Annotated in this window: 20 protein-coding genes and 1 tRNA gene; 11 read left to right on the plus strand and 10 right to left on the minus strand. The window is 60.6% G+C overall.

Annotated features, from left to right (window positions below; all coding sequences use genetic code 11):
* Positions 1-958: 958 nt before the first annotated feature.
* Both J0909_RS16100 and J0909_RS16105 read right to left on the minus strand, forming a co-directional pair.
* On the minus strand, positions 959-1,825 hold the full coding sequence (locus J0909_RS16100; protein WP_207264425.1) for a rolling circle replication-associated protein: 867 nt from the start codon (positions 1,823-1,825) through the stop codon (positions 959-961).
* A gap of 319 nt (positions 1,826-2,144) precedes the next feature.
* Positions 2,145-2,864, minus strand: a complete 720-nt coding sequence (locus tag J0909_RS16105; protein ID WP_207264426.1) for a recombinase family protein — start codon at positions 2,862-2,864, stop codon at positions 2,145-2,147.
* 132 nt (positions 2,865-2,996) lie between these two features.
* Here J0909_RS16105 and J0909_RS16110 point away from each other — a divergent pair, with 132 nt between their 5' ends.
* A complete protein-coding gene (locus tag J0909_RS16110; protein WP_207264428.1) occupies positions 2,997-3,764 on the plus strand; it encodes a DUF3825 domain-containing protein in 768 nt (255 codons plus the stop codon).
* Positions 3,765-3,791: 27 nt separating this feature from the next.
* Here J0909_RS16110 and J0909_RS16115 read toward each other — a convergent pair whose 3' ends face one another.
* The 5 genes from J0909_RS16115 to J0909_RS16135 form a co-directional block, all read right to left on the minus strand.
* Complete coding sequence (locus J0909_RS16115) at positions 3,792-5,555, minus strand: DUF6538 domain-containing protein (protein ID WP_207264430.1); 1,764 nt, start codon at positions 5,553-5,555, stop codon at positions 3,792-3,794.
* 126 nt (positions 5,556-5,681) lie between these two features.
* Positions 5,682-5,775: transfer RNA gene (locus J0909_RS16120), tRNA-Sec, on the minus strand.
* A 345-nt stretch (positions 5,776-6,120) separates the two neighbouring features.
* Complete coding sequence (locus tag J0909_RS16125; protein ID WP_207264431.1) at positions 6,121-6,540, minus strand: hypothetical protein; 420 nt, start codon at positions 6,538-6,540, stop codon at positions 6,121-6,123.
* A gap of 10 nt (positions 6,541-6,550) precedes the next feature.
* Positions 6,551-6,856, minus strand: coding sequence for a hypothetical protein (locus tag J0909_RS16130; RefSeq protein ID WP_207264432.1), 306 nt, complete (start codon positions 6,854-6,856; stop codon positions 6,551-6,553).
* Complete coding sequence (locus J0909_RS16135; protein WP_207264434.1) at positions 6,846-7,445, minus strand: RNA polymerase sigma factor; 600 nt, start codon at positions 7,443-7,445, stop codon at positions 6,846-6,848. The genes J0909_RS16130 and J0909_RS16135 overlap by 11 nt, the downstream gene beginning before the upstream one ends.
* Before the next feature lie 414 nt (positions 7,446-7,859).
* On the opposite strand from J0909_RS16135, the gene J0909_RS16140 reads away from it, so the two are divergent.
* From J0909_RS16140 to J0909_RS16160, 5 genes are all read left to right on the plus strand, one after another.
* Positions 7,860-8,156 carry a putative quinol monooxygenase gene (locus J0909_RS16140; protein ID WP_207264435.1) on the plus strand — a complete coding sequence of 99 codons (297 nt, stop codon included), beginning with the start codon at positions 7,860-7,862 and terminating at the stop codon, positions 8,154-8,156.
* 115 nt (positions 8,157-8,271) lie between these two features.
* A complete protein-coding gene (locus J0909_RS16145) occupies positions 8,272-9,303 on the plus strand; it encodes an ABC transporter substrate-binding protein (RefSeq protein WP_207264438.1) in 1,032 nt (343 codons plus the stop codon).
* 69 nt (positions 9,304-9,372) lie between these two features.
* Positions 9,373-11,043 carry an ABC transporter permease gene (locus tag J0909_RS16150; protein ID WP_207264441.1) on the plus strand — a complete coding sequence of 557 codons (1,671 nt, stop codon included), beginning with the start codon at positions 9,373-9,375 and terminating at the stop codon, positions 11,041-11,043.
* Positions 11,003-12,046, plus strand: coding sequence for an ABC transporter ATP-binding protein (locus tag J0909_RS16155; RefSeq protein ID WP_207264444.1), 1,044 nt, complete (start codon positions 11,003-11,005; stop codon positions 12,044-12,046). The genes J0909_RS16150 and J0909_RS16155 overlap by 41 nt, the downstream gene beginning before the upstream one ends.
* A 299-nt stretch (positions 12,047-12,345) precedes the next feature.
* On the plus strand, positions 12,346-14,862 hold the full coding sequence (locus tag J0909_RS16160) for a plasma-membrane proton-efflux P-type ATPase (protein ID WP_207264447.1): 2,517 nt from the start codon (positions 12,346-12,348) through the stop codon (positions 14,860-14,862).
* A 263-nt stretch (positions 14,863-15,125) separates the two neighbouring features.
* Here the strand turns inward: J0909_RS16160 and J0909_RS16165 are convergent, their stop codons facing one another.
* Both J0909_RS16165 and J0909_RS16170 read right to left on the minus strand, forming a co-directional pair.
* Complete coding sequence (locus J0909_RS16165) at positions 15,126-16,232, minus strand: linear amide C-N hydrolase (protein ID WP_207264449.1); 1,107 nt, start codon at positions 16,230-16,232, stop codon at positions 15,126-15,128.
* Positions 16,233-16,345: 113 nt separating this feature from the next.
* Positions 16,346-16,516 (minus strand): hypothetical protein, encoded by a 171-nt coding sequence (locus J0909_RS16170; protein ID WP_207264452.1) that lies wholly within the window; start codon positions 16,514-16,516, stop codon positions 16,346-16,348.
* A 153-nt stretch (positions 16,517-16,669) separates the two neighbouring features.
* Between J0909_RS16170 and J0909_RS16175 the strand changes: the two genes are divergently transcribed.
* The 4 genes from J0909_RS16175 (at position 16,670) to J0909_RS18600 (ending at position 23,005) form a co-directional block, all read left to right on the plus strand.
* On the plus strand, positions 16,670-17,824 hold the full coding sequence (locus J0909_RS16175; RefSeq protein ID WP_207264455.1) for an efflux RND transporter periplasmic adaptor subunit: 1,155 nt from the start codon (positions 16,670-16,672) through the stop codon (positions 17,822-17,824).
* Positions 17,825-17,864: 40 nt separating this feature from the next.
* Positions 17,865-21,002, plus strand: a complete 3,138-nt coding sequence (locus J0909_RS16180) for a multidrug efflux RND transporter permease subunit (RefSeq protein ID WP_207264458.1) — start codon at positions 17,865-17,867, stop codon at positions 21,000-21,002.
* A 73-nt stretch (positions 21,003-21,075) separates the two neighbouring features.
* A complete protein-coding gene (locus J0909_RS16185; protein ID WP_207264460.1) occupies positions 21,076-21,756 on the plus strand; it encodes a response regulator transcription factor in 681 nt (226 codons plus the stop codon).
* Positions 21,746-23,005, plus strand: a complete 1,260-nt coding sequence (locus J0909_RS18600) for a sensor histidine kinase (protein WP_207264462.1) — start codon at positions 21,746-21,748, stop codon at positions 23,003-23,005. The genes J0909_RS16185 and J0909_RS18600 overlap by 11 nt, the downstream gene beginning before the upstream one ends.
* 717 nt (positions 23,006-23,722) lie before the next feature.
* On the opposite strand, the gene J0909_RS16195 is transcribed toward J0909_RS18600, so the two are convergent.
* Positions 23,723-24,484, minus strand: coding sequence for an IclR family transcriptional regulator (locus J0909_RS16195; RefSeq protein WP_207264465.1), 762 nt, complete (start codon positions 24,482-24,484; stop codon positions 23,723-23,725).
* 201 nt (positions 24,485-24,685) lie between these two features.
* Between J0909_RS16195 and J0909_RS16200 the strand changes: the two genes are divergently transcribed.
* Positions 24,686-26,452, plus strand: coding sequence for an L-lactate permease (locus J0909_RS16200; protein ID WP_207264467.1), 1,767 nt, complete (start codon positions 24,686-24,688; stop codon positions 26,450-26,452).
* Positions 26,453-26,462 lie beyond the last annotated feature (10 nt).

Genomic DNA, 26,462 nt, shown 5'->3' on the forward strand with positions numbered 1-26,462 from the left:
CTCCGGGCCACTGAGCTGACGGCCCTGTCTTTGTTTGCGGAGAGCGTACCACGGGTTTTTCGGCCCAAATGGGCGAAACACGGAGTTGTCGTTCAACAACGACTTCATGTCGGCAAAATGCAGACAGCCGTCGCCCAAAAACAGGCTAGGTGCGGTCGATTGTGCTTGACAGGTTTTCAGGCGTGTATTTAGCCGCGCTGGCTAGCGTTCAAAGTAAACTCATAATCGACCATCCGTTACCCGAAGCAAATCCGAGCTGTTTGAAATAACTTTCTATGAGATTGAATATGGCGAAATGCGTGTTGCCGTGGCCCATACGATTAACATTAGATGTGGGCCAGCTTTCGGGGGGGGGGGCAGGTCAATGCCTCTTCACTCTTGCGAGTAAGCCGTTCATGTTGAGTCATGGCTGTTCTGACTTCTTTCTTCACGGATTGTTTGGGGCAGGTGTTGATTGATTGTAAGCACGGTTCACCTCTGTCAAAAGAGAAGGGGAAGCGTAAGCTTTATGTCTGCCTGCTGAGGAAACTCAGAAAACGAAAAATGCCGATCATTGCTGATCGGCACTTTTGTTAACGATTGGCGGAAGCGTACAGGACCCTGTAGCCGTAGTGTGCTGGAGGTCTGCTTATCGCTTCGCCATCATTGACGATTTGTCCTGTTCTCTGTTCGTGTCGTCGTGGTCATCATGACTCGGGATCGTCCGCTTTTCAAGTGAGGATATGGATTCTGGACGATGTCCTGGAACCATGGCTCTTGATTCTTGCCTTTGTGCACCTGCGCAGCCCAAGAGCCGTGCCCCTTTTCCGGAAAAATACAGGTCGCCGAAATCGTCCAGCTTCTGCCAGACTCTCGCTGTGCCACTGCGGAAGCCATGGCCCATGCGCTATTCTCGCAAAAAAGCGAACCGGCGAAATCCGTAGGTGAATCGTCGGTAGTTTGCCGGTGTCAGCCTAGGCTACAGCAGCCCCGCCGCCTTCCTGTCTTCGAGATATTCCTTGATTGCCTCGACATGATCTGCGTCGAGGATGCCGAACCAGTCTTGCAGGTGGGTGATCTTGTTCTTGAGCTCCTGCTTGTCGGACAGACTTTTCTTCATCTTGTTGATGTCCTTGAACGATGTCGTGGGGCTGGAGCTTGCCAGCTTATCACGCAGCGCGTTCATCTGGCTGTCGATACTGCCGAGGACCAACTCCTTGGCTCCTGCCAGTGTCTCAGGGCCGACCTCGTAGTCAATCACTGGAGCCAACGGCGCATGATTGCGGCCCAAGATGCCCCATCGGTTAGTGAGCTTCATCCATGCCTCCCGGAACCCGTGGTAGCTGCCGGAACTCTCTTCCTTGCTCATGTAGCGGGAGAGCTTCTCCATGTCCTTCGAGATCGCTTTCACCGTCGTCGCGAACTGGGCATTCTTGGGATCGACGCCAACAACTCGACACCATGTGGGGTGGAGCCAGTTCCAGAAGTCCTCGCAAGTTGTCTGATCGCCCAGCGAGCCGACTAGATGGAAGTGTGGCTTCCCTGTCTGCTCTTGTGGCTCGATCCTCCATACCCACCAGCATTGCGGGTGCTTGCGGCTCATTTCTCGGCGAAGGTTGTCGAGGTGCCGTTTCCATGTCTCAGGCTGTTCGCTGACAGAGTCCGTGTAGGTGAGCGTCACCAGCAGTTCCGGCTGGGCGGTGAGATCATTGATCGCCTTGATGAGCTTGTTCCGGCTCCTCTTCTTGAACCCTCCCATCTGCTTGGAGGGAGCTGTAGGGGGTTGTGTGCTGGTGGTGGGATTCCCCGTCTTCGTGCGGCGTTGTCGAGGGGTGACACCTGTCACGCTCCGGAATCCAAGGCGCAAGATGAAGGGGGAAGAGGTGGGGAGATTCGTGTTCGATGTGGGCTTGTTGCCTCTCAGGCGTTGGTGTCAGTGGGTTGCCGATATACAGCACATATACCTAGACAAGGGGGAAGTTTGTAGCGCACCCGAGGACGATGAGCAATATCCGATCACTACAGATGCTCGCTTTCCTGTGCCTCAGGGGGTGACAGAACAGGTCAGAATTTCACGGAAAAGTGAGCCTCTCAAAATTTTTGCATAGCTCCCTGAGAGGGTCACTTACAGGTTACTTCGCGGAGGGGGAGTCGATGGTCTTCGGCTAGGACTTCGAAGGCCGCTTGTGGGCTTTGTGGAGTTGCGGCATTCGAGTCTTGAGAAACGACGTCAGTGTCGGAGGCGTGACCTCGAAGTAACGGGCAAGAGCAGCCCTCGTCATCCCCTTGCCGAGGAGCTCTTCGATTTCCTTCTCCTTGCCGTCCAGCTTGGACTTGCCGAGGGAGCCTGCGGGCCTGCCCAGCGTCTTCCCATCGGCCTTCGCAGCCTCAAGCCCCATCTTGGTGCGTTCGCTGATCAGGTCTCGCTCAATCTCGGCAAGGACACCGAACATCGCGATCTGAATCTTGGCTGTGGTGTCGTGATTGCCGTTGAACTTCATGCCGTTCTTGATGGCGATGAAGGTCACATCCTTTTCCCTCAAGGCATCGATGGTCAACACGATCTGGGAGAGAGAGCGGCCAAGCCGAGACAGTTCGGAGACAATGAGCGTGTCTCCGGATTCGAGCTCTTCGAGGAGCTCGTCTAGTCTGCGTTCTTTCGTCGACTTGCGGCTACTGGCTTCGAGACGGAACCAGTGGTCAATCTTGATGCCTTCCTTGTCGGCGTAACGGCGGATTTCCAACTCCTGATTCTGGTGATCCTGCTTGGCGGTGGAGACTCGAATGTAGGCGAAGACATGGGGCATATGGACCTCGGCAGTGAAGGTGAAGACGGAAACGTCACGGAGTGATTTTTCTTGACCATTTACGAAGAAATAAGTCAACCGTTTTCTACTTCATTATATGATGAGAAAAACGATCGTTTTCTTCTCCCGTTGTGATGTCCTTTTTACTCCCTATTTGCTTGACAGATGGCGTCAGTCCGGCAATATGTCACACAAATAAAGGAGCACACGATGGCTGCTTTCCCTGAGATACTGTTTGACTTTGCATTCTTTCCCCGATTCGACGAGAACATAGATCAACTTTCGGAATTGGCCGAAACGGAGGATTGGGGTTATCAGAACACAGAGTCTGATTACGCCTTGCCAGTGCTGAGGAACTATGTCCGGTTCACCTATGCCCGGCTTGCGGAAGAGGGCAAGATTGAAATTACAGATGATGGTGCGAAGGCTGTATTCAATTCTGGTCTCGTTACAGAGACTCAGGAGCCGATATACGCCATGTTTGTACCCAATGAAATTGAGGGGCGACAGCCGTGGTTTTTCTCAGGATGGTATAGAAGAGGCGAGTACGATCTGACGGATTTTGCCAAGCTTCCCGACATGGCGAATTACTACGATAATCCTCATCTGTTAGTTATGGATGTTCAAAAAGAGCTCCGCCCCAACCTCGAGCATATAATCGCAGACAACAAAGAGCGTTTCCCAGCCCCATTTAATGCTATGGACAACTACATGCTTCAAACCTTTTTGAAAGGGGCAATCGATAACGCAATCGAAAGGGTCCGCCGAAACTACAAAGCCGCAATCCCTCAATTCCATAGAGGACAGGTTCAACTGCTGTTGCCGCTGTGTATTTCTGAGCCCTCCAGAGCTGATCTGGCCTTAGTGGTAAATGATCATGGTGATTTCTACCGGGCTGCGACCTGCCTAACTTTGGACATGGCATACAATAACGCCCGACAGCTTGCGCGTCCGGACAGAGACTGGTTGCAACCGTAAAAATGGCGGTGGCCCCTCGAATCATGATCAGTGTTTTTTGACCTGCAAAGAACGTGTCAGGTGCTTTATGTCGAGGTCGAATTCCACCTTCAACATCAGCTCCTCGTACCTGATCCTCTCCGTGTAGTGGCTGGCGTAGTAGTCGCCCGACATCGACTGCGGACGGTTGCCCAAGCTGTTGGCGTGGCCGACAGTCTCTTCGATCATGCCGATATCCACTCGGGCTTGCTTCGCGGCATCGATGAACGTGTTGCGGAAGCTGTGGAAGTCCTTCTTGAATCCGGCCCTCGGCGGCTGGATATCCAGTTTTCCCTTGAACCTGTCGTTGAACCACTGTGAGACGACCTTCCCGTATTTTCCCTGCCTCGGCTTGATTTCAGGGAAGACTCGGTCGTGTCCTGCCTTGTGCACTCGCTCGACGAAGGCTGGGAAGTCCAGTTCATCCGTCAACACTGGATGCAGGGGAACAGTTCTGATCGCGTTGGCGTTTTTTACCCGTGATGAGTCGTCCTCGTCATCAGGCCTGATTCGGATGCACCAGAGGTCGTCGGCCTTGTAGAGGTCGTCGCATCGCAGTTGGGCCAACTCGGACTGTCTCGCGCCGGTGTAGAGTGCCAGCGGGACCATCCAGAACTGGTACGGCGAGCGGAAGGAGTCGTTCACATACTGCGGGGCGGCGAACATCTTGCGCAAATCCTCGATGGTGTATGCCTCGTGTGTGGAGTGCTGCGGCTTTCCCTTAGGAAGGCGTTTGCCGTCTGCGAAGTTGGTCGTCATATATCCTTGGTTGATGGCCCACCGGAAGAAACGGCCCATGACGCCGATCTTGTCGTTGACGGTGCGGGCTGACACGGCTTTCTCGTGGTCAAGTTTGGCTACTTCCACGGCGGACATATCGGGATGCCGCTTTGTGTAGTTGGGCGGAAGCGATTTCAGAACATCAATATAGTCCCGCATGCAACGGTGGTCGATTTCGTGAACGGTTTCTACGTCCGCGATCTCTATGAACTCTCTGATCGTGAAGTCGTACTTTATCTTCGTTTCACGCGTGATATCGGTCGCGTTGATAAAGTCGTCGATGAGGTCTGTGACAGGGGCGGTATCGATCTGCGCCGCTGCTGTAAATGCTGGGGCAGGGGGTGAAACCACTGGAGTCATCTGAGATGGGGGGGCGTGAAAGGTGGACTCAGGAAAAAGTCTGCCGAGATATTCCTGTTCCGCAATGACATCGCCCTCGGCTCGGAGTTTGCCGACATGGGCGAACTGGACCAGCACCTTGTGCATTTGTCGGGCCACGAGATTGTATTCGAGTGAGTCCACCGGGAGCGGTTCCAAGCCGCACATGGATCGATATTCATCGACGAAGCACTGGATACCCTTGTTGTCCGCTGCCTGCATGGACTGCGTGACCTTATCGAGGAAGAATCGAGCCAGCTCGGCCTCGGCGATGGCCGGTCCAGCCGTGGGAGGGAGAAGCGAGTCTTCAGGGGGTGTCGGTTTGGATGACGCCGGAGCGGCTCTGAGCGCATCATCCATGTCGATGAGATATTTCAGGTAGGTGCGCAGAGTCTGCTGCAATGCCTGCGGGTCCATTACGTCGCTCTCCTTTGCCTTGTGAAGGAAGTTCCGGGTCGCAGAGGCTAACTGCCCTGCCTTACGCTTGGCAAGGCGTTTACGGCCCGTTTTCAGGCTGATTTTGATGATCTTCTTCCCGATGGTCGGTTGCAGCGGTTCCGGGATGAAGTAGCGAAAGTGGTAGGTCGTTCCTTGGAGCGTCAGGTAGTCGCTCATGATGGCCTCGCACTAGGTCGATTTGACGTCGGATCGTCCTAAAACCGTCCTAGTTTGTGTCGCGAGAACAGGGTGTTAGGTGGCCTGAAAGGGAAAAGGCCTGCATAACAGGCCCTTGTGATCGATTGGCGGAAGCGTACAGGAGTCGAACCTGCCCGTGACATCACTGCCACACATTGGTTTTGAAGACCAAGCGACACACCGGTGCCGAAACGCTTCCGTGAGTTTTTCGCGTAGGCACGCCGTCTGCTTCGTTGCTGCGGCGATTTCAGATCCGTGCGTATTTGGAATACGCGGCGGCCCTGAAATCCCTTTGCGCCTCGCATCCGACGCGCCTACGCGAAAAAATCGCTCTTGCGCGTCGTTTGCTGTGACGCCAGGGGGAGCGGGGCCTTTGCGTATCGGGATACGCGGCAGTCGCTTCCCCCTCTGCGGGCGGCTCGGAGGGCACTCGGTTGCGCCCCGTCTCCGGGCCGGACAGACGGATGCCTACCGGAACCAGACCCCTATCAAGTTTGGTCCAGGTGGACAAGGGACTTGTGTTTGGGCGGGGTCTTACACCGGCTCAGGGAAACGGCGGCGGAGGGGGCGGCGGCAGGCGGAAGATGCCGAAGGGCTTTTCGCGGTTGCGCTTGATCAACTCGTCGAGTTCCTCCTGCTGGCCTTCGGTCAGGTGCCGCTTCACCTGTTCGATGCCCTCGGCAACGATCACCTCGGCCTTGGGCCGGAGTTCGGCGTGTACGGTTTCGAGCCGATCCAGGGTGGCGGCCACCTCGGCGCGCACGGCCCGGGTCGCCTCGTCGGTCAGGTGCAGCTCGGCCGACAGGGTGGAGGTCAGCCGTTCGGTGACTTCCGCCCTGAACGCCTCGCGGTTTGGGGGCGGAGCCAAACGGTGCCTGATAAACAGTCCGGTTCCGGCCACGCCGGACAAGGCCCCCGCCAGGAACACCGTCAGGAACGCGGTCCAGATCTTCCATCGTGTCATGGTCCGCTCCTTATATGCCGAGGCCGGGCATGCCGAAATGGAGCGCCTGGCTGCTCAGGACCGACAAGATTTGCGAGGGCAGGTCATGGAGAACCCAGAAGGCGGTCAGCAGGCTTACCCCGGACACGGCAGCGGCCGCCAGGGTGAAGCGGGGAGCCAGCCGGTCCAGGTTCACCTTCATGGCCGAGGCGTGCAGACGGGCCCCGTCGCGCAGCACCGCGTCGTGCCAGGATTGATCCGGCCGCCAGGCCGGGCGGGCCGCGTGGACGCGGCAGAGCAGGGTGTGAAAGGTCTCGGTGGTGGTTTTACGCTTCATGCTCCTCTCCTTGGATGCCGTAGCGTTTGAGAAAGCCCTTGAGTTTCCGTTTGGCCCGGAAGGCGCGCACCTTGACGTTGGGTACGCTGATGCCGAGCATCTCCGCCGTCTCCCTGACCGGCCGTTCCTCCAGATAACTCAAGGTCAAAACCATGCGGTCGAGCGGCGAGAGCCGGTTCAGGACCGCATCCAGTATTTCGCCCAGTTCCCGCCGCCGGGCCAGGGTTTCGAACGCCTCGGTGGAGGATGTGGCCAGGGCCATGTCCAGCCAGCGTTGTCCGTCCTCGCTCAGGTCGCACACCGGAGCTTCCCTGTTCCGGTATTCCCTGCGCCAGTAATCCTTGCAGCAGCGCAGGGTCACGGTGGTCAGCCAGTTGCGGAACGGCTTGATCGGCCGGTACCCCGGCAGCCCCTTGTAAGCCCGGATGAACGCCTCGTGGGCCACCTCGGCCACCTGGGCGGGGGGCACATGCGCGGCCACCAGCCGCGAGACGTGGCCCTCGTGCCGCCTGAGCAGGAGCGCGAAGGCGTCCCGGTCGCCATCGAGAATGCGCTCGATGACCTTTGCGTCGTCCTGGTGTACGGGCATTCGACTCTTTTATCGTTGAGATGCCATCAATGTCCGCAGCATGCCTTATGCGGCGCATCGCCACAAGTGGACCGCGCCCGGGGTTCCGTTACGGGCCGCGCACAAGTGCGGCCCCCGGTGAATTGATACTGCCTGGGGCGGCCCCCGGTGCCTCGTGCCTTCGGGATCGGCGGATCGGAACAGCGAGGTTCCCGGCCAGGGGAAGGCGCTCTGTGTCGGCGTCGGCCCGCCTGAAAACCCATGCGGCGGGAAACGCGCCGCCCACAGTGGTAACATCGCGGTCCGCCCGGTGGCGGTTACATGAATTTTTGCGGACCCGAAAAATGCGCTCCCAGCGGGTTGCCCGCCCGGCGGGGCTGGGCTACCCTGGCCTTCCGCCGGAGAGTGGTCCCGGTGCAACCAAGGAGTTCCGATATGGCAAAGACCTACGTGACGGCTGTGATCATGGCCCGGGAAGGGTGCGAGACGAGGCTGGAAGAGGAACTGCGCAAGGTGGTGGACGCGGTTCGCGCCGAGCCCGGCTGCCTGCGCTACGACCTGCACCGTTCGGGGTATGGCAACGCCTTCCTCTTCTACGAAATATGGGAGAGCCCCGCGCATCTGGAGGCCCATGGCCGCACCCCGCACATGGCCGCCATGCACGAGGCTACCGCCGACCTGACGGCCTGTCCGGCCGAGGTCAACCTCTGGGAAGCTGTCGATGCGGGATAAGTCCGTCTTGTTTGGATAGAGTATGCCTATGCGATCTTGCTGATGAATACTGTATAACAATTTATCGGCATTCCCCTATTGCTATAGGATTCCGGTATTGGTGGAAAAGTCCTGCATGAACCTCAAGGAGCTGGAGTACGGCATGCGCACACTGAAATTCGCGGGCGTCTTGGCGGCCTTGGCCGTCGCGGTCTGCCTGGCGGCGGGCTCGGCCCGGGCCGAGGAGAAAAAACTGACCATGTACGTGGCCTACGGCGGGCCCGAGATCATCGCCCAACAGTTCGAGGCGGCCACCGGGATCAAGGTGGAGTTTTTGACCATGTCGTCGGGCGAGGTGCTCACCCGGCTGCGGGCCGAGAAGGCCAACCCCGGCGCGGACGTCTGGTTCGGCGGCGGGTCCGACGCCTTCATTCAGGCCAAGAAGGAAGGGCTGACCGCGCCGTTCAAGGCCCCCAACGCGAGCCGGGTGGACAACGCCTTCAAGGACCCGGATGGCTACTGGACCGGCGTTTCTCTTGTGGTGGTCGGCTTTCTGGCCAACAAGGACCGGCTGGCGGGCAAGGGGCTCGCGGTGCCCGCGACCTGGGATGAACTGGCTTCACCCGACTATCGCGACGAGGTCTCGGCCTCCAATCTGAACACCTCGGGCACGGCCTACACCACGGTCTCGGGCATTCTCCAGATCAAGGGGGAAAAGGCCGGCTGGCCATTCCTGGACAAGCTCTACGCCAATATTCCCTTCCTGACCAAGAGCGGCTCGGCCCCGGGCAAGATGGCTCTTTCCGGCGAATTCGCCGTGGGCATCGCTCCGGATCCGCACATTTTGGCCAACAAGAACCCCGGCGCGCCGCTGGCCGTGATCTATCCGTCCGACGGCGTCTTGGCCTGGCCGTCGCCGGTGTCGATCATCGCGGGCGCCAAGCACCCGGAAAACGCCCGGAAGTTTGTGGACTGGTGCCTGAGCCCCGAGGGCCAGAAGGTCCTCATGCAGGCCTCGCCCCGTGTGCCGACCACGGATGTGGAGCCTCTGCCCGGCGTGCCCCGGCTGTCCGACCTCAATCTGGTGGCCTACGACATCCTCCATTGGGGTAACGAACGCGAACGGGTGGTCGCCGAGTTCAACAAGCGGTTTCCCAAATACCAATAGCCCGGCATGACGGGCCTTCGGCGATCCGCCGGGGGCCCGTCTTCGCCGTTGTGGAGGGTTGACCCGGGCATGCCCGCGCTGAGCGCCGTTTTTCCCCGCAACAGGGGATACCTGATCTCCTGCGCGGTCTTTGCCGCGCTCCTTCTGCTGGTGGGCTATCCTGCCTTGGCCGTGCTGGTCGAGAGCGTGCGCCCGGGCGGGGAGTGGGGGCTTTCCGCTTATGCCCGGCTGTGGACCGGCCCGCGCCTGGGGGCCCTCGTGGGATCGAGCTTGGGCGTGGCCCTGGCCGGGTCGCTGCTCGCCTCGCTCATGGGCGGGGCGCTGGCCGTGGTGGCGTCCAAGACCAACGCGCCGTTCAGGAAATTCATGGGGGCGACGGCATTGTTGCCCATCATCCTGCCCGGCTTCGTCACCTCCATCGCCTACATCTTTCTCTTTGGACGCAACGGGCTGGTCACGTATCGTTGGCTGCACATATCCTGGGACGTGTACAGTTGGAAGAGCGTGTTGGCGCTTCAGACCGTGGATCAGACCACCACGGCCTTTCTCTTGTCCCTGGCGGCCCTGCGCCATATCGACCCCACCCTGGAGGAAGCCGCCGCCAACCTGGGGGCAGGGCCGTGGCGCGTGCTGCGGACCATCACCCTCGCCCTGGCCTCGCCGCTGGGCGCGGCCGCCTTCCTGCTCAACTTCATGCACTCCATGTCCGATTTCGGCACCCCGCTGGTGGTCGGCGGTCCCTTCGACACCCTGGCCTCGGCTTCCTATACCCAGCTTATCGGGCGCTACGACGCGGCCTCGGCCTCGGCCTTGAACGTGATTTTGCTGGGATTCTGCCTGCTGGCCTACTCGGGCTACGGCGCGCTCGAATCGCGTTTCGGCCGTGATCGGGTCATGGACCAGTCCCGGCCTGTGGTCAAACTCGATCTGGGCTGGCCGGGCTGGGCGGTCTGGTTCGTCTGCCTGCTCTTTTCCCTGTTCATGCTGGCCCTGCTCGGGGCTGTGCTTTTGGCCGCCTTCACCCGCAATGCCGGGAGCGGCTTCGCGCCCACCCTCATGTATTTCGAGACCGTGTTCACGCGCGGCTTCACCAGCGCCCGGAACACCCTGGTCTTTTCCCTGGCCGTGGGGGCGCTGTCCGCCCTGGGCGGGCAGGTGCTCGCCTACCTGATAAAAAGGGTGCGCATTCCCGGTGCGCGCACGCTGGACGTCCTGGCCACCCTGCCTTTCGCCGTGCCCGGCACCTTCATCGGCGTGGGCTACGCCCTGGCCTTCAACCGGCCGCCGTTCATCCTGACCGGCACCTGGGCCATCGTGGTCCTCAACCTGGTGGTTCGCAAGCTGCCCATGGGGCTGCGCGCCGGGGCCTCGGTCCTGGCCCGCCAGGACCGCGCCCAGGAGGAGGCCTCCCTCTGCCTGGGGGCGTCACGCACGCGGACCTTTCTCCGGGTGGTCCTGCCTTCGGTGCGCGGGGCCATGCTGGCGGGCGGCCTGTACGCCTTCGTCACCTCGGTCCAGGCCTTGGGGTCCATCATCTTCATCATCACTCCGGGCACGCGGCTGTTGTCCGTGGACGTGTTCGAAGCCGTGGTCCGGGGCGAAGTGGGACAAGCGGCCGCCTTTTCCACCATCATGCTGGCCATGGCGGGCGCGGGTGCGGCGCTCATCGTCCTGGCCTCAACCCGAAACAGGAAACGCCATGCGCTTGACGACCGACTCCCGTTCCCCGGCCGGGGCTGACATTGAACTGGCCGGAGTGACCAAGGCCTATGCCGGGACCCCGGCGGTGGCCGACCTGACCGTGCGCCTCGCGTCCGGCGAACTGTGCTGCCTGCTTGGCCCGTCCGGGTGCGGCAAATCCACCGCTCTGCGCCTTATCGCCGGACTGGAGCGGCCGGACGGCGGGACCGTGCGCATCAACGGGCGCGACATGCGTGGTTTGCCTCCGCAAAAACGCAACATCGGCTTCGTTTTTCAGAGCTACGCCCTGTTCCCGCACATGGATGTGTTCGACAATGTGGCCTACGGGCTGCGCAGCCGGGGCGGCATGGACGGGACGGCGGTCCGTGGGGCGGCCCTGGACGCCTTGTCCATGGTCCGCCTGGACGGCCATGCGGGTCGCCGGGTGCATGAGCTTTCAGGCGGGGAGCAGCAGCGGGTGGCCCTGGCCCGCGCCCTGGTCACCGGGCCGGGCGCGCTCCTGCTCGACGAGCCCTTTTCCAACCTGGACGCCCGGCTGCGCGAGGCCATGCGTTTTGAACTGGCCGAATTGCGGCGCAGGCTCGGCATCACCACGGTCTTCGTCACCCACGACAAGGAGGAGGCCTTCGCCCTGGCCGACCGCATCGTGCTCATGCGCGACGGGCGGCTGGAGCAGGAGGGCGCTCCCGAGGAGCTTTACCGGCACCCGGCCTCGGCTTTCGCCGCCAGATTCCTGGGCAGCGCCAACTGCTTTGTCGGGGACGGGGAAATCCGGCGTATGGAGCGGGTGTTCGGCCCTCTGGATAGGGACGCGAGCCGCTCCCTGGTGGTCCTGCGCCCGGAGCGGGTCCGACCGGAACCGGATGGGAACGGCCCTTTCGAGGTGGCCGAAGCCCTGTTCATGGGCTCCTACGTGCGCTATCTCCTGCGCTTTGCCGAGGACCCGGAGGTCCCGCTCGTGGAGGCCCATTGTCCGGCCTTCGAACCGCGCCTTAGACCGGGTGCGCGGGGGGGCGTGCGCCTGCTTCCGGAAACGCCCTGATCCGGTCCGGGATAACGCCCGCCTTTGCAACGATTGGGTGACGGTCCGCGCCATTGCTTCAGCCTCGGCGTTGATCACCTGTGAATTGGGGCTGTTGCCATGCAGCGGCCGGAACCAGTTCGACACACTCTCCTCACGGCCTGTCCCTTTCCCAAAACGAACCACATGTGCTATGGTTGCCGGTATCAGTATTGTTTCGCCCGTGGGATCGCGGACGGACGCCGACGTGGTCCGCAACCGGATCGACAGGCAATACAACCCGGCCCGCATGGCAGGCGTTTCAAGCGGAGGACAAGAAGATGGGCACACAGAATACGAACACGAACGAACCGGACTATCAACGCCCCGAAGAGGTTTTCGAGGCCCTGCATAGCGGCCCGCAGGGGCTGGACGCCGCCGAGGCCGCCAGGCGACTGGCGAAATTCGGCCCCAATGCCCTGGAGGAGCACAGGGTCAGCCCCCTGATGCAATTCCTCGGCTATTTCTGGGGACCCATTCCCTGGATGATCGAGGTGGCCGCCATCCTCTCTCTGGCCGTGCGCCATTGGGCGGATTTTGTCATTATTCTGGCCCTGCTGGTCTTCAACGCGGTGGTCGGTTTCTGGCAGGAGTATCAGGCGGGCAACGCCGTGGACGCCCTCAGGAGCAAGCTGGCCCTCAAGGGGCGGGTGCTGCGCGATGGCGAATGGCGGAGCGTGGATGCCCGCGATCTCGTGCCCGGCGACGTCATCCGCCTGCGCATGGGCGACATCATCCCGGCCGACTGCCGTTTGGTGGACGGCGATTTTCTCAGCGTGGACCAGTCCGCCCTGACCGGCGAGTCCCTGCCCGTGCAAAAGGGCGTGGGCAACCTGGCCTATTCCGGGGCCGTGGCCCGGCAAGGCGAGATGGAGGCCGTTGTCACGGCCACGGGCGGGGAGACCTTTTTCGGCAAGACCGCCCGGCTGGTGTCCGACGCCAAGGCGGTCTCGCATTTCCAGAAAGCGGTCATCCGCATCGGCGACTACCTGATCTTTCTCAGCCTGGCCCTGGTGGCCGTGCTCATCGTGGTTCAGCTCTTTCGGGGTACCCCGTTTCTCGAACTGGTCCAGTTCGCCCTGATCCTGACCGTGGCCTCCATCCCGGTGGCCATGCCCGCCGTGCTCTCCGTGACCATGGCTGTGGGCGCCCTGGCCCTGTCCAGGGACAAGGCCATCGTCTCCCGCCTGGAGTCCATCGAGGAGATGGCGGGCATGGATATCCTCTGTTCGGACAAGACCGGGACCCTGACCCAGAACAAGCTCAAGCTCGGCGAGCCCGTGGTCTTCGCGGCCGAGGACAAGGCCGATCTCATCCTGGCCGGAAGCCTGGCGTCCAAGGCCGAGAACGAGGACGCCATCGACATCGCGGTCATGGACGGGCTCGGGGACAAGGCCGTCCTGTCCGGCTATGTCCAGGATAAGTTCGTGCCCTTCGACCCGGTGGGCAAGCGTACCGAAGCCGAGATCAAGGGGCCGGACGGCAGAGAATTCAAGGTCAGCAAGGGCGCGCTCCAGGTCATCCTGGATCTGTCCTGGGTGGACGACGCCATCCGTTCCCGGGCCGAGGAAGCCTCCGAGGAATTTGCGGCCAAGGGGTACCGGACCATTGGCGTGGCCCGCAGCGACGAGGACGGGCAGTGGCGCTTTTTGGGCATCCTGCCGTTGTTCGATCCGCCGCGCGAGGATTCGCGGGAGACCATCGAACAAGCCGGGAAACACGGCATCGAGGTCAAGATGGTCACCGGCGACAATCTGGCCATCGCCAGGGAGATTTCGGGCCAGTTGAACCTGGGCAAGAATATCTCCGTGGCCGGGCAGTGGCTCAAAGCCGACGGGAATGCGGACGGCGCGGACAAGAATGCCGCCGCGGAAGTGGAGAAGGCCGACGGTTTCGCCCAGGTCTTCCCGGAGCACAAGTACAACATCGTCAAGCTGCTGCAGTCGCACGATCACATCGTGGGCATGACCGGCGACGGGGTCAACGACGCGCCCGCCCTGAAGCAGGCCGACATGGGCATCGCCGTGAGCGGCGCCACGGACGCCGCGCGCATGGCCGCCGACCTGGTTCTGACCGCGCCGGGTATCTCGGTGATCATTCACGCGGTGGAGGAGGCCCGGCGTATCTTCGAGCGCATGGACAGCTACGCCATCTATCGCATCACCGAGACTATCCGCATCATGATCTTCGTGGTCCTGGCCATGATCGCCTTCAATTTCTACCCCATCACGGCCATCATGATCATCTTGCTGGCCTTTTTGAACGACGTGCCGATCATCACCATCGCCTACGACCGCACCTGGCTCGATCCCAATCCGGTCCGCTGGGACATGCACCGGGTCCTGTCCGTCTCGCTGGCCATGGGTCTGACCGGGGTCTTCGGCAGCTTCCTGATGCTCTACCTCGGACTGAGTTGGCTGCACCTGTCCATCGCCGAGGTTCAGACCTACATCTTCCTGAAGATGGCCGTATCCGGTCACCTGACCCTGTTCGTCTCGCGCAGCCGAGGGCACTTCTGGAAGCCGCCGTATCCCGCGCCGGTGATGGTCTGGTCCGCCGTGGGCACCAAGCTTTTGGGGACCTTCCTGGCCGCCTGGGGCTTCGGCCTCATCGCCCCCATCGGTTGGGGAGCCATCGGCCTGGTTTGGGCCTATTCCCTGGTCTGGGCTTTCCTGACCGACTACGTCAAGGTGTTCATCTACCGCCACACGGGCGAGGGTTCGGCGCGAAACCGGACCTTCCTCTGCCGGGTGCGCGAGTCCCTGCATCCGGGGTCGTGCCGGGGCGGCGTCCGCTGAGCCGCGACGAATCAAAGTGAGCATCGCTGGCGGGCGGCGGTTGGACTATGGACATGGTGCGGATGTACTGCACGCCCGCGGTGTGCCGGGGCGGATGATGTGGATGTGCCGGAGAATTCAAGGGGGAAGCAACGCGCCGCGACAGGTTAAGGCGGCGTCTATCTCCGCATTCCGTGGAGCGCGTTGTTCAATGCGCGAGAGGATGGAAGGGGCCCGCAGGATGCGCCTGCGGGCCCCTTCGCTTTATTGGCGTTGGAAGTGGGTTACTTGGCCTGGCCGCTGACGTCTTCGTAAGGACCGAAGCCGCGATCCAAGGGAATGGTGAGGTTCTTGCCGCCGCCCAGGGACAGCTTGTTGAAATGGACGACCTTGTAGTTCTGGTTCTCATAGGTGCGCATGTACAGGGCCTTGCGCGCCAGATCGTAGACGGTGGTCCATTGGGTGTAGTCGAATTCCGGCTTCCCATCGGCGCCTATGCCCCGGGAGATACCTTTGGAGATGGCGAAGCCGGCGATGAGGTTCATGCCCAGGGATACGGCCTCGTCGGCGTTGGCCGGCTGATTCACGGCGTTGACCAGATAGGCCGCGCGGACGAAGCGGGACGGCGGAGTGAAGTCGCCGGGGAGCCCGAGCATGCCCGTTCCCTCTCCCAGAGGGCTCAGCGAATAATCGCCGAGCTTGGTGGAAGCCACGTTGTCCGGGTGCAAGTTGATGAACTGGCGCAGATGCGTCAGATGCCAGTCGAAGGAGGGCGAGTTGGTGAGGACGCCCACCGGGTTGTCCTGGATGGTTACCTTGCCGTTGATGGACTCGATGACGACGCCTTTGCCTGTGGCGTCCATGACGTACCAATGGGCCAGGGGGGTCGTGTGAAGAGCCGCGACTTCCACGCCTGCGACCGCGATCTTGGGCAGGGCGGCCTTGACCTCGTCCACGGTGGAGAAATTCGTCAACAGCCATGCCACCATGTACGTTTGGGCCACGGTATGGGGATATTCAGCGGCCTTCACGTCGGGGAAACGGGTCTCTCCCGTGACCATCCAGAATCCGCCCGCATACAGGCCCTGTTCGTTCATGCCCTCGATGGGGAGCGGCATATTCCAGGCGGTAGGGCCGACAAAGCCGTATTTGGCGGTCCAGCGCAAGCCTTTGTTTTGGCCGGGGGCGTCCGAAACCCACTTCATTCCATGCGGGGAAACTATCAGCGATGACTGGATGTCGCTGCCGAACTCCATGGAGCGGGTCCAAATTACGGAACCGTCCTCGGCGATCACGCGCATGCCCGTGCAGGCGGACGCCAAAGCCGGAAGGGCGAACAGCCCTGCGGTGAAGAAAAGGAAAAGATAAAGAAGTTTACTGTGAAAGGACATTGGTGACCTCCGGTAGTGTGTTGCGTGCTGGTGTGGTCATAATTCTACTTGTTAGCTATTCTACTCGCAGGGGGGAGTCTGTCAACGGGAGTGTCCTTTAGAGGACGCTCCAATCAACTGTTCGATTCGTCAAGCCCCCCGGTCGTGGACACAGCGAGCACGCCGCCAAAACTCATTCGGACGATGCGCCAAGGAAGCATGGCGGCAAGTGATGAATCGGGAATGCCCGGATTTCGGCTTTGCTTAAAAATATTTAATGAATCAAAAGTGTTGTCAATACACATGCCGTTCCATCCTGTCGTGCCGTCGAAATGGATACCAATCGTTAACCGCTTCTTAACCTCCCGTGCTGTTATAGGTGTCCATTGAGAACACCGCCAAGGATCCACCGGTCTTTCGCGCCGCATAATCAAACAATTTAGGGAGAAGACAAAACGATGCGCATCAAGACCTCTTGGTTGTCGCTGATTTTGGCCTTGACCGCCCTGTTCGCCTTTTCCGGGTGCAACAACGATGAACAGGTCCAGGCCCATACGGCACAGCCGCATATGCCCAAGGTTGATATCCTCACTGTGAAGGCTACTCCGTTCAATAAAATAATGCAGCTGCCCGGCCGCATATCCGCAGTCAGAAATGCCGAGGTCAGAGCCCGCGTGGCCGGCATCCTGATCAGCCGAGACTTCGAGGAAGGCAGCTTCGTCAAGAAGGGGCAGGTCCTCTTCCACATAGATCCGGCCTCGTTCCTGGCGAACCAGGCCCAGGCCAAAGCCGATCTGGCCAAGGCGGAAGCCAATCTGGCCGACTACGAGGCCACCTTGAACCGCTACGCCCCCTTGCTCACAGCCAAGGTCATCAGCCAGCAGGACTATGATACCGCCGCCGCCAACTACAAGGTCGCCAAGGCGGAAAAGGAAGCCGCCGAGGCGGCAGTCAGGACCTCCAGCCTGGACCTGAGCTACGCCACCGTGGAAGCGCCTATCTCCGGGAAAATCGGCGCCGCCTTTGTCACGGAAGGTGCCCTGGTCGGCAAGAACGAGGCCACCGCCCTGGCCAAGATTCAACAGCTCGATCCCATTTACGCCGACATCAACCAGCCCGTGGCCCAGTATCTCCAGGTCCGGGCGGCCATGAATGCGAACAAGGGCGCAGGCAAGGAGCCCGAGGTTTCGGTGCTCATCGACAACGTGGACTACACCGAAAAGGGCCGTCTGCTTTTCTCGGACGTGTCCGTGGATGAAAAGACCGGTCAGGTCTCCCTGCGGTGCGAATTCCCCAACAGTGACGGCATGCTTTTACCCGGATTGTTCGTCCGCATACAGATCAAGCTGCCTGAGGATGGAACGACCATCTATATTCCCCAGCGCGCGGTATCCATGTCCCAGGTCGGCGGTTCCACCGTCTTCGTGCTGGATGAGAAGAATACGGTCCAGTTGCGCTCGATCAAGACCGGCGAAATGCGGGGCGACCTCTGGCAGATCCTCGACGGCCTGGAGCCGGGCGAACGCGTGATCGTCAACGGGGCCAATAAGGTCAAACCGGGCATGACTCTTGATCCGGGCCAGGGCGCTGCGGACAAGGTCGCCGCGCAGTAGACGGCTCGTTTCCGCCCCTAACACCAATCAGGTATCATACATGTCAGAATTTTTTATTAACAGACCCAACTTTGCTTGGGTCGTGGCCATATTCATCTCCCTGGCCGGCCTTCTGGCCCTGCCGTCTATGTCCATGGAGAAATTCCCGGCCGTCGCGCCGCCGCAAATCGCCATCAAACTGGTCTACCCGGGCGCCTCGGCAACGACCCTCAATGACACGGTCGTCAGTCAGATCGAGGAGGAGTTGAACGGTGCCAAGGGTATGCTGTACTACGAGTCGGTCAGCTACTCCAACGGCACGGCCGAGATCACGGTCACCTTCAAGCCCGGGACCGATCCCGACTTCGCCCAGGTCGATGTGCAGAACCGGCTTTCCAACGCCGAATCGAGCCTGCCCGATGCCGTTCTGGATCAAGGTATCGAGGTCGAGCAGACCAGCGCGGGTTTTTTGATGGTCTACGCCATGGTCTACGACGAGGCCAAAGGTCAGGATCCGCAGGTCCTGGCCGATCTCATGGCCCGCAACGTCAACAATGAGGTTCGCCGTATCGAGGGCGTGGGCAAGGTCCAGTTCTTTGCCGCGGAAAGCGCCATGCGCGTCTGGGTGAATCCTCAGAAGCTGCTCAGCTACGACCTGTCCATCAGCGACGTGAACCAGGCCATCCGGGCCCAGAACGTCCAGGTCCCGGCGGGCAGTTTCGGCTCCAGGCCCGGCAATGCGGATCAGGAGCTGGCGGCCACCCTGCTTGTCCAGGGAATGCTGCAGACCCCGGAGGAGTTCGGCCGTATCGTGTTGCGCGCCGACGTGGACGGCTCCGTTGTCCATCTGTCCGACGTGGCCCGCATTGAAGTCGGTCCGGAATCCTATAATACCCAGGCTCGTATCAACGGCATGGAAACCGCAGCGGCGGCCGTTCAGTTGGCCCCGGGCGGGAACGCCCTGGGGACGGTGGAGCGTGTACGGGCAAAGCTCGATGAAATCCAGCAGACCCTCCCCGAGGGGGTCAAGCTGATCGTGCCGCTGGACACGGCCAAGTTCGTGGATGTGGCCATTGAGAAGGTGGTCCATACGCTGTTCGAGGCCATGATCCTGGTCTTCCTGGTCATGTTTCTGTTTTTGCAGAACTTCCGCTATACGCTGGTTCCGTCCATTGTCGTGCCCGTCTGCCTGCTGGGCACCTTCGGGGTCATGTACGCCCTGGGCTTTTCCATCAACATGATGACTATGTTCGGCATGGTGCTGGCCATCGGCATCCTGGTCGACGACGCCATCGTGGTGGTGGAAAACGTGGAGCGCATCATGTCGACGGAGGGACTGTCTCCCAAGGAAGCCACCAGCAAGGCCATGAAGCAGATTTCCGGGGCCGTTGTCGGCATCACCCTGGTGTTGTCCGCCGTGTTCTTTCCCCTGGGCTTTATGAGCGGATCGGTCGGCGTCATCTATCGTCAGTTTGCTGTTTCCGTGGCCGTCTCCATTCTCATTTCCGGGTTCCTGGCCCTGACCATGACCCCGGCCCTGTGCGCCACGCTGCTCAAGCCCGTGGCCAAGGGAAGCCATGAAACCAAAGAGGGATTTTTCGGCTGGTTCAATCGCCGTTTCGACAGGCTCGGCAAGGCGTATCAGGGCCTGACCGGTCGCCTTGTGGCCCGAACCGGGCGCGTGATGCTCATCTATCTGGTTATTCTGGCAGGCCTTGGCTACACGTATATGCGCCTGCCGTCCGGCTTCGTCCCGGAAGAGGATCAAGGATACATGGTTTGCAGCATGCAACTTCCCCCCGGCGCCACCTATCCCCGGACCCTGACCCAGATCAAGAAGGTGGAGCAGTTCTTCAAGGACACACCTGCCGTGGAGTACGGTTTTACCGTTCTGGGATTCAGTTTCTCCGGGCAAGGGCAGAATGCGGCAGCCGCCTTCCCCATGTTCAGGGACTGGTCCGAGCGCGGCGACGGCGAATCCGCAACGGATCTCATTCTCAAGGCGAACATGGCCTTTTCCGGTCTGGACGACGGCTTCGCCTTCGCCGTGAACCCGGCCCCCATCGACGGCCTGGGCAATACCGGCGGCTTCTCCCTCCGTCTGGAGGACAGGGGCGGCGTGGGCAGGGCTGTGCTGGGGCAGGCTGCGGGCATGATCCTGCAACAGGCCAACGCCTCGCCAATTTTGGCCTACGCCCGATTGGACGGCCTGCCCGACGCGCCCCAGCTGCGCGTGGACATCGACCGGGAAAAGGCCGAGACGCTGGGCGTCAGTTTCAGCGACATCAAAACGGTTCTGGCCAGTGCCTTCGGCTCCAGTACGATCAACGATTTCGCCAATAGGAGCCGGATGCAGAGCGTCGTGGTCCAGGCCGACGCCAAATACCGGCGCAGCCCGGAGAGCCTCAATGAACTCTACGTCCCCAACTCCGCAGGCGATCAGGTGCCTCTGACTTCGGTGATCAACACCAAGTGGGAACCCGGTCCGGTGCAGATGGTCCGCTACAACGGCTATGAGAGCTTCAGGCTCACCGGCGACGCGGCTCCGGGACACAGTTCCGGCGAAGTCATGGCCGAGATGGAGCGCATCATGCGGCAACTGCCTAAAGGGGTCGGTTACGAGTGGACCGAGTTGTCTTATCAGGAACAGCAATCCGGCTCCCAGGCCCCGATGCTCTTCTCCCTGGCCTTGCTTGTGGTCTTCCTGCTGCTGGTGGCCCTGTACGAGAGTTGGGCCATTCCGCTGTCGGTCATGCTTATCGTGCCCATCGGCGCCCTGGGCTCCGTGCTTATGGTTACCGTGCTGGGCATGAGCAACGACGTCTACTTCAAGGTGGGTCTGATCACGATCATCGGCCTGGCGGCCAAGAACGCGATCCTGATCGTGGAGTTCGCCAAGGATCTCCACGCCACGGGAGTCGGACTCATGGATTCCGCCATCCAGGCGGCGGGATTACGCTTCCGTCCGATCCTCATGACTTCCATGGCCTTTATCCTGGGCGTCATTCCGTTGGCCGTCGCCACCGGGGCGGGAGCCGCTAGCCAGAGGGCCATCGGCACGGGTGTTATCGGCGGCATGCTGAGCGCCTCGGTGCTCGGCATCGTGTTCGCACCGGTTTTCTTTGTGGGGGTCTTGTCCCTGGTCGGACGGCTCCGCGGCAAGAAGACGCAGACACCGACCAACGGGCCGTCCGAATAGGTTTGTCAAACCGGCTTCGGCGGGATATTGTCCCGCCGGAGCCATATGATGTCGCGCTACCGAGAGAGACGCCATGAACATATATGCCTTGTTGGTGGAAGACGATCTTGATCTTGCCGCCTCGCTCATAGAATACCTTGAACTGGAAGGCGTCACCTGCGACCATGCCGCCAACGGGACCCATGGCCTCCAGCTCGCACGGGAATACAAATACGACGTCATCATGCTCGATCGCATGCTTCCCAAGCTCGACGGCCTGAGCCTGTGCGCCCGCCTGAGGCGAGACGGGCTGGATGTGCCCGTGCTGATGGTCACCGCCAGGGATACCCTGGATGACAAGATCGAGGGCTTTGAAGCCGGGTCGGACGATTACCTGGTCAAGCCCTTTGCCCTCAAGGAGTTGCTGCTCCGCGTCCAGGCCTTGGCAAAACGCCGGAGCAGCCAACCCAGACGGTACGTGGTCGGCGATCTGATTGTGGATACGGAACAACACCATGCCACCCGGGCCGGTGTGCGATTGGCTCTTTCGCCCAAGGAATGGGCCTTGCTCGAATACATGGCCAAGATGAGCCCGAATATCGTCTTGCGGGACGAGATGCAGCGGGCCGTTTGGGGCGAAGCCCTGCCCGAGAGCAACAGCCTCAAGGTGCATATGCACAAGTTGCGGCTAAAGGTGGATAAGCCCTTTTCCTATCCCCTCATCAAGACCATCCCGGGCGTGGGATTCGTCCTGAAGGAACCGAGTGCAGTGTAAGCGGAGTTTCAAGAAATCGATCACAGCCTACTTTGTGATCACCTGCGCGGTGTTGGTGGTCGGGTACACTTTTTTCCTGAGCCAGTACCTGACCCGCGGCTTCTCTCTCTTCGTGGAGTTTCGTCTGGAGGAAGTAGCCGGGAATTATCTGCACACGCTTGCCGAGGCCCCCGACACGCCGCTGCCGGTTGAAGGACCTATCAAAGGCTATGGGGGGTACGACGACCTGCCCGCCGACATCCGTGCGGCCTTGACCCTTGAGCAGCTCATGAAAGAGCGCTTCTTCTACGTTCACCAAGGCAACATGCATTACAAAACCCTCACGGTCGAAAGGCCGGACGGGAAATACGTCTACCTGGTTTTCGCCACCACCGAAAGCCAGATCAGCGTGGAGTGGGCGCGCCGTTTCGATTTCTATTACTTCTACACTCCGGTCGTGGCCGGTCTGCTGTCCATCGCGGCGGTCCTGTTCCTGGCTTTTCGCATGTTCAAGGTCATCGCCCGGCCGGTGGAGGAACTGCACGAATGGGCCATCGGCCTGTCGCCGGACAATCTGGACAAGGGGCCGTTGCGATTCAAATATGACGAATTGAACAATCTTGCCGAGCTGATTCTCGACACATCCCGGCGGTTGGTTGCCGGGGTGGAGCGGGAAAAACGATTCCAGAAATACACCAGCCATGAGCTGCGTACCCCCATCGCCATCATCCAAAACAATCTGGAACTGCAGGAGAGGCTGGGCATAGCCGAGGACAACCGCTATCGCACCTCGCACGCCCGCATGGTCAAGGCCGTGCGCAATATGCGCAACCTGACCACCTCCCTGCTGTGGCTCTCGCGAGATTCGGATAGTCCCTTGCCCGTCGAGGACATCAAGATTGACGAATTCATCCGTGAGATCATCGAAGAGAACGTGTATTTGCTGGAAGGGAAGGACATCTCCCTGAAAATCGATCTCACCCCGGTGTCGATCCGATGCCCCCGGACGCTCGCCCATATCATCCTGGTCAATCTCGTCCGCAACGCCTTCCAGCATGCCTCCGAAGGCGTCATTGAGATCAGGGCGGATTCGTCACAGTTCGAAGTTTCCAATCAGGTCAACACGCCGGAATCGCCAGCCGACGACGGCATTAACGGCTATGGCCTGGGACTTCAACTATGTGTCCAGTTGGTGAAGAAGATAGGTTGGAGCATCGAGGTCATGGAGGAGGGCAGGCGTTTTGTTGTGCGCGGGGACACCCGTGGGTAGAGGCCCGGACGCCCCCCCGCCGTATCCGGTTTGAACTTCCGTAGGCATTTCAGGCCACCAATTGATGTCGATAGCGGCACAATGAGCAACAAGGTGTATCGTCCTTGTCCTATGTCTCCTCGTAAACGGCGAGGAATACCATTCTCTTTTCATGGTCGGACGTTCGGCTTTGGGAACAGCAGGTCCTGTGTTGAAGACGATGATATCCCGACTGCTTTTCTGGAGAGTGCCGGAACTCGAAACCGCCATCCCTCTCGCCGCCGCCTGCATGATCGCGGCGCAAGCAAAATCGTCGGGGCAAGACGCTTTTCCCATGAACGGCTCCATCAGACACAATCGCCTGCACGGCTTCCTGCATGACATACGGCGATACTCGGGATGGACATCCTGTTTTGCGTCATTTTTGCCGGTATTTTTCGGCCGTTGACCGCTCAGCATGAATCCATATGACCTTTCGACGGGGTCGGCCTCCGTGCGCAAGACTTCGGCACTCAACCTAGTTTGCTTCAGACTGGCGAAGCCCCCCGCATCTGCATCCTCCTCTAGTCGTGTTTCTGCCGCTGCCCACCGCGGGCGATGGCCAAGGTCCGCTTTCAACCAAAAGCCGCCCGAGCGGTTTTTCGCAGCAGTTTAGGCGTCGGTGGCCCCGGCTCCGGGCATGCGCAGCGGGTCGGGGTGATCAGGAGTCGTGGAGCGAGACGGATATTACGTGAGTGGCTAATCGGAAACGGTATGGCCGAGACGGGCGGACAGTCGTCTCGCGGACTCTGTAAGCAGTTTGACGGCATCGTCAGGCCGGGTGCCCCGTTCGTTTTCGAAACCGATCAGAAGGACGGCGGCGACGATCATGTTCCGCCCGTCGAAAACCGGGCAAGCCAGAGCTTTGGCCCCGGGAATGGCCTGGTTTTGCTCGGAGCGGACCGCGACCCCCTGTTCGGCGACATCGCGCAACTTGTCCTCGAAGCTTCGACGCGCGTCGGCGTCGTCTCCCAATTCCTTTCGCACCAGGTGCGCATAAGCGGTCTCGGGCAGGTGGGCGGCGAAGCATTTGCCCGCCGCGCTGGAGGTGATCGGCGCGTAGAACCCCACGCGCATGGCCACGGCCACCGGCCGGGGGTTTTCGAGGAAACGCACAATGAGCGGCCCCTGCGCCGTCCACAGGGCAAGGGCGGCCGCTTCGCCGCTTTCAACGCGCAGCCGGTGCAGTTCGGACTCGCAAAAAGCCACTAAATCCATGTGCCCGAGTATCCCCAAGCCCAGCTCCAACAGCTTCGGGCCGGAGCTGTAGCAGCCGGAAGCGTCCTGTTCGATCACTCCCAGGCGGACGAAGCTCGTCAGGTATTTGTGCAGCTTGCTTTTCCCAATCCCCAAGCTTTCCGCCGCCTCTCCCAAGGGGACGGGCCTGCCGATCTTTAGAAACGCCTCAAGCAGTTCGAACGCGAACTCCACGGATTGGATGCCCTGAGATTTTTTATCCATAATTACAGCCTGTTATTTGTGCTGGTACAATGCGTTGTCAACAAGGAATACCTGTTTTCCTTTGACGCGGCAAGACACCAATGAGGAATCTCATTTAAATTTGAGAAACACCTTGACAGAAAATAATCCACATTGATAAACGTGATTCACTAATTTGAAACATGAGGCCTTTCACCCCACAACCTTTTCAAGGAGTCCGTCATGCCATCGCAATTGCTCCTAGCCGGTTTGGCGCTGTTGCCGATAGCGATCATCGCCGTCTTTCTCGTCGGCCTTCGCTGGCCCGCAAGGCGCGTCATGCCCCTTGCGTTCATCTCCGTCGCATTGTCCGCAGCGTTTGTCTGGAAGATCCCCTGGCTTCTGCTCGCCGCGCAGACCGTGGATGGCGTCTTCACGGCGGTCGGCATATTGTACATAGTTTTCGGAGCCCTCGTCCTTCTCAATACGCTGAAGGAGGATGGGGCGCTGAGCGTTATCCGATCCACGTTCACTAACGTTTCCACGGACAGGCGCATCCAAGCCATCATCATCTTGTGGCTCTTCGGCGCTTTCTTGGAGGGGGCGGCAGGTTTCGGCTCCACCGGAGCGGTCATCGGGCCGCTTTTTCTCGGCATCGGCTTCCCGCCCATGGCCGCTGCGATGCTCTGCATGATCTTTCAGAGCACATCCGTTTCCTTCGGGGCGGTGGGAACGCCCATCCTGATCGGTATTTCGGTCGGTCTCGGGCAGGGCCATCTTCCCGATATCGCGACCAATGGTCTGTCGTGGTCCGCCTACATCAATGGTCTCGGCCTGCGTGTGGCGGCCATCCACGGTGTGATCTCCGTGTTCGTTCCGTTGATCATGGTTTCGATGATGACCCGGTTTTTCGGCAGCGAACGGTCCTTTCTGCCCGGACTCCGCGCATGGAAATTCGCTTTGTTCGGCGGCGTCTGCCTGGCCGTTCCCTATTATTTGACCGCCCGCTTCCTCGGCCCCGAGTTCCCGGACGTCCTGGGCGGCATGCTCGGACTTATCCCGGCCACCATCGCGGCCAGGAAGGGTTGGTTCCTGCCCTCGGACGGTGGATGGGATTTCCCCGACCGTTCGACCTGGGACGCCCGATGGGAAGGCACCATGAAGGTGGACGAGGAGATCCCTTCCAGCTCGATGTCCCCGTTCAGGGCTTGGCTTCCCTACGTGGTCATGGCGGCGATCCTCTTCCTCAGCCGGGTCGATGCCTTGCCCCTCAAGCAGTGGCTGCTCGTCCTGACCGTGAAGACCGCCCCGTTGTTCGGGACCAAGGTGGCCTCGGCTCTCCAGCTCGGCTATCTGCCGGGGACCATCTTCATTCTGGCCGCATTCATTGCGCTGTTCGTTCACAGAGCGCCTCTGCGCGCGGTCGGCGTCGCGTCGAAATCCGCCTTCTCCATTGTCGTGGGAGCGTCCACCGCGCTGCTGGTCGCCGTCCCGATGGTGAAGATATTCATCGGCAGCGGGGCCGGGCTTGAAAGCCTTCCGGCCATGCCCAACGTCCTGGCCCAGGTCTTTGCGGACAGCCTCGGCTCCATCTGGCCGGTCATGTCCGCCGTCATCGGCGCCATGGGCGCGTTCATCGGGGGAAGCAACACCCTCAGCAACATGATGTTCAGCCTGTTCCAATACAAGGTTGCCGTAATCAGCCACCTCAACCCGGAATGGATCGTCGCGGTTCAGGGCGTCGGCGCTGCGGCGGGCAACATGATCTGTGTGCACAACGTCATCATGGCCTCGGCGGCCGTCGGCCTGCTGGGCCGGGAGGGGGACATTATCCGGAAGACCATCTTTCCGGCCGTCTACTACATCCTTGGAGCGGGAGCCGCAGGCTACATCATGACGCAGGGCTGGGGATTCAATTTCGGCACCATCTACGTCCTGGCGGTCGCGGCGGCCGTCCTCTCGGCCATATACGCGGCGGGCAAGGCGCAACGAATCCATGAAAAACGCTAAAGGAAAGAAA

The sequence above is a fragment of the Desulfovibrio sp. Huiquan2017 genome, from assembly GCF_017351175.1.
GTDB lineage: Bacteria > Desulfobacterota > Desulfovibrionia > Desulfovibrionales > Desulfovibrionaceae > Pseudodesulfovibrio.

Coding starts and splice junctions, on each gene's coding strand:
- J0909_RS16110 (WP_207264428.1), top strand. CDS start 2,997: ATGGCTGCTTTCCCTGAGATACTGTTTGACTTTGCATTCTTTCCCCGA.
- J0909_RS16115 (WP_207264430.1), bottom strand. CDS start 5,555: ATGAGCGACTACCTGACGCTCCAAGGAACGACCTACCACTTTCGCTAC.
- J0909_RS16125 (WP_207264431.1), bottom strand. CDS start 6,540: ATGACACGATGGAAGATCTGGACCGCGTTCCTGACGGTGTTCCTGGCG.
- J0909_RS16130 (WP_207264432.1), bottom strand. CDS start 6,856: ATGAAGCGTAAAACCACCACCGAGACCTTTCACACCCTGCTCTGCCGC.
- J0909_RS16135 (WP_207264434.1), bottom strand. CDS start 7,445: ATGCCCGTACACCAGGACGACGCAAAGGTCATCGAGCGCATTCTCGAT.
- J0909_RS16140 (WP_207264435.1), top strand. CDS start 7,860: ATGGCAAAGACCTACGTGACGGCTGTGATCATGGCCCGGGAAGGGTGC.
- J0909_RS16145 (WP_207264438.1), top strand. CDS start 8,272: ATGAACCTCAAGGAGCTGGAGTACGGCATGCGCACACTGAAATTCGCG.
- J0909_RS16150 (WP_207264441.1), top strand. CDS start 9,373: ATGCCCGCGCTGAGCGCCGTTTTTCCCCGCAACAGGGGATACCTGATC.
- J0909_RS16155 (WP_207264444.1), top strand. CDS start 11,003: ATGCGCTTGACGACCGACTCCCGTTCCCCGGCCGGGGCTGACATTGAA.
- J0909_RS16160 (WP_207264447.1), top strand. CDS start 12,346: ATGGGCACACAGAATACGAACACGAACGAACCGGACTATCAACGCCCC.
- J0909_RS16165 (WP_207264449.1), bottom strand. CDS start 16,232: ATGTCCTTTCACAGTAAACTTCTTTATCTTTTCCTTTTCTTCACCGCA.
- J0909_RS16170 (WP_207264452.1), bottom strand. CDS start 16,516: ATGTGTATTGACAACACTTTTGATTCATTAAATATTTTTAAGCAAAGC.
- J0909_RS16175 (WP_207264455.1), top strand. CDS start 16,670: ATGCGCATCAAGACCTCTTGGTTGTCGCTGATTTTGGCCTTGACCGCC.
- J0909_RS16180 (WP_207264458.1), top strand. CDS start 17,865: ATGTCAGAATTTTTTATTAACAGACCCAACTTTGCTTGGGTCGTGGCC.
- J0909_RS16185 (WP_207264460.1), top strand. CDS start 21,076: ATGAACATATATGCCTTGTTGGTGGAAGACGATCTTGATCTTGCCGCC.
- J0909_RS16195 (WP_207264465.1), bottom strand. CDS start 24,484: ATGGATAAAAAATCTCAGGGCATCCAATCCGTGGAGTTCGCGTTCGAA.
- J0909_RS16200 (WP_207264467.1), top strand. CDS start 24,686: ATGCCATCGCAATTGCTCCTAGCCGGTTTGGCGCTGTTGCCGATAGCG.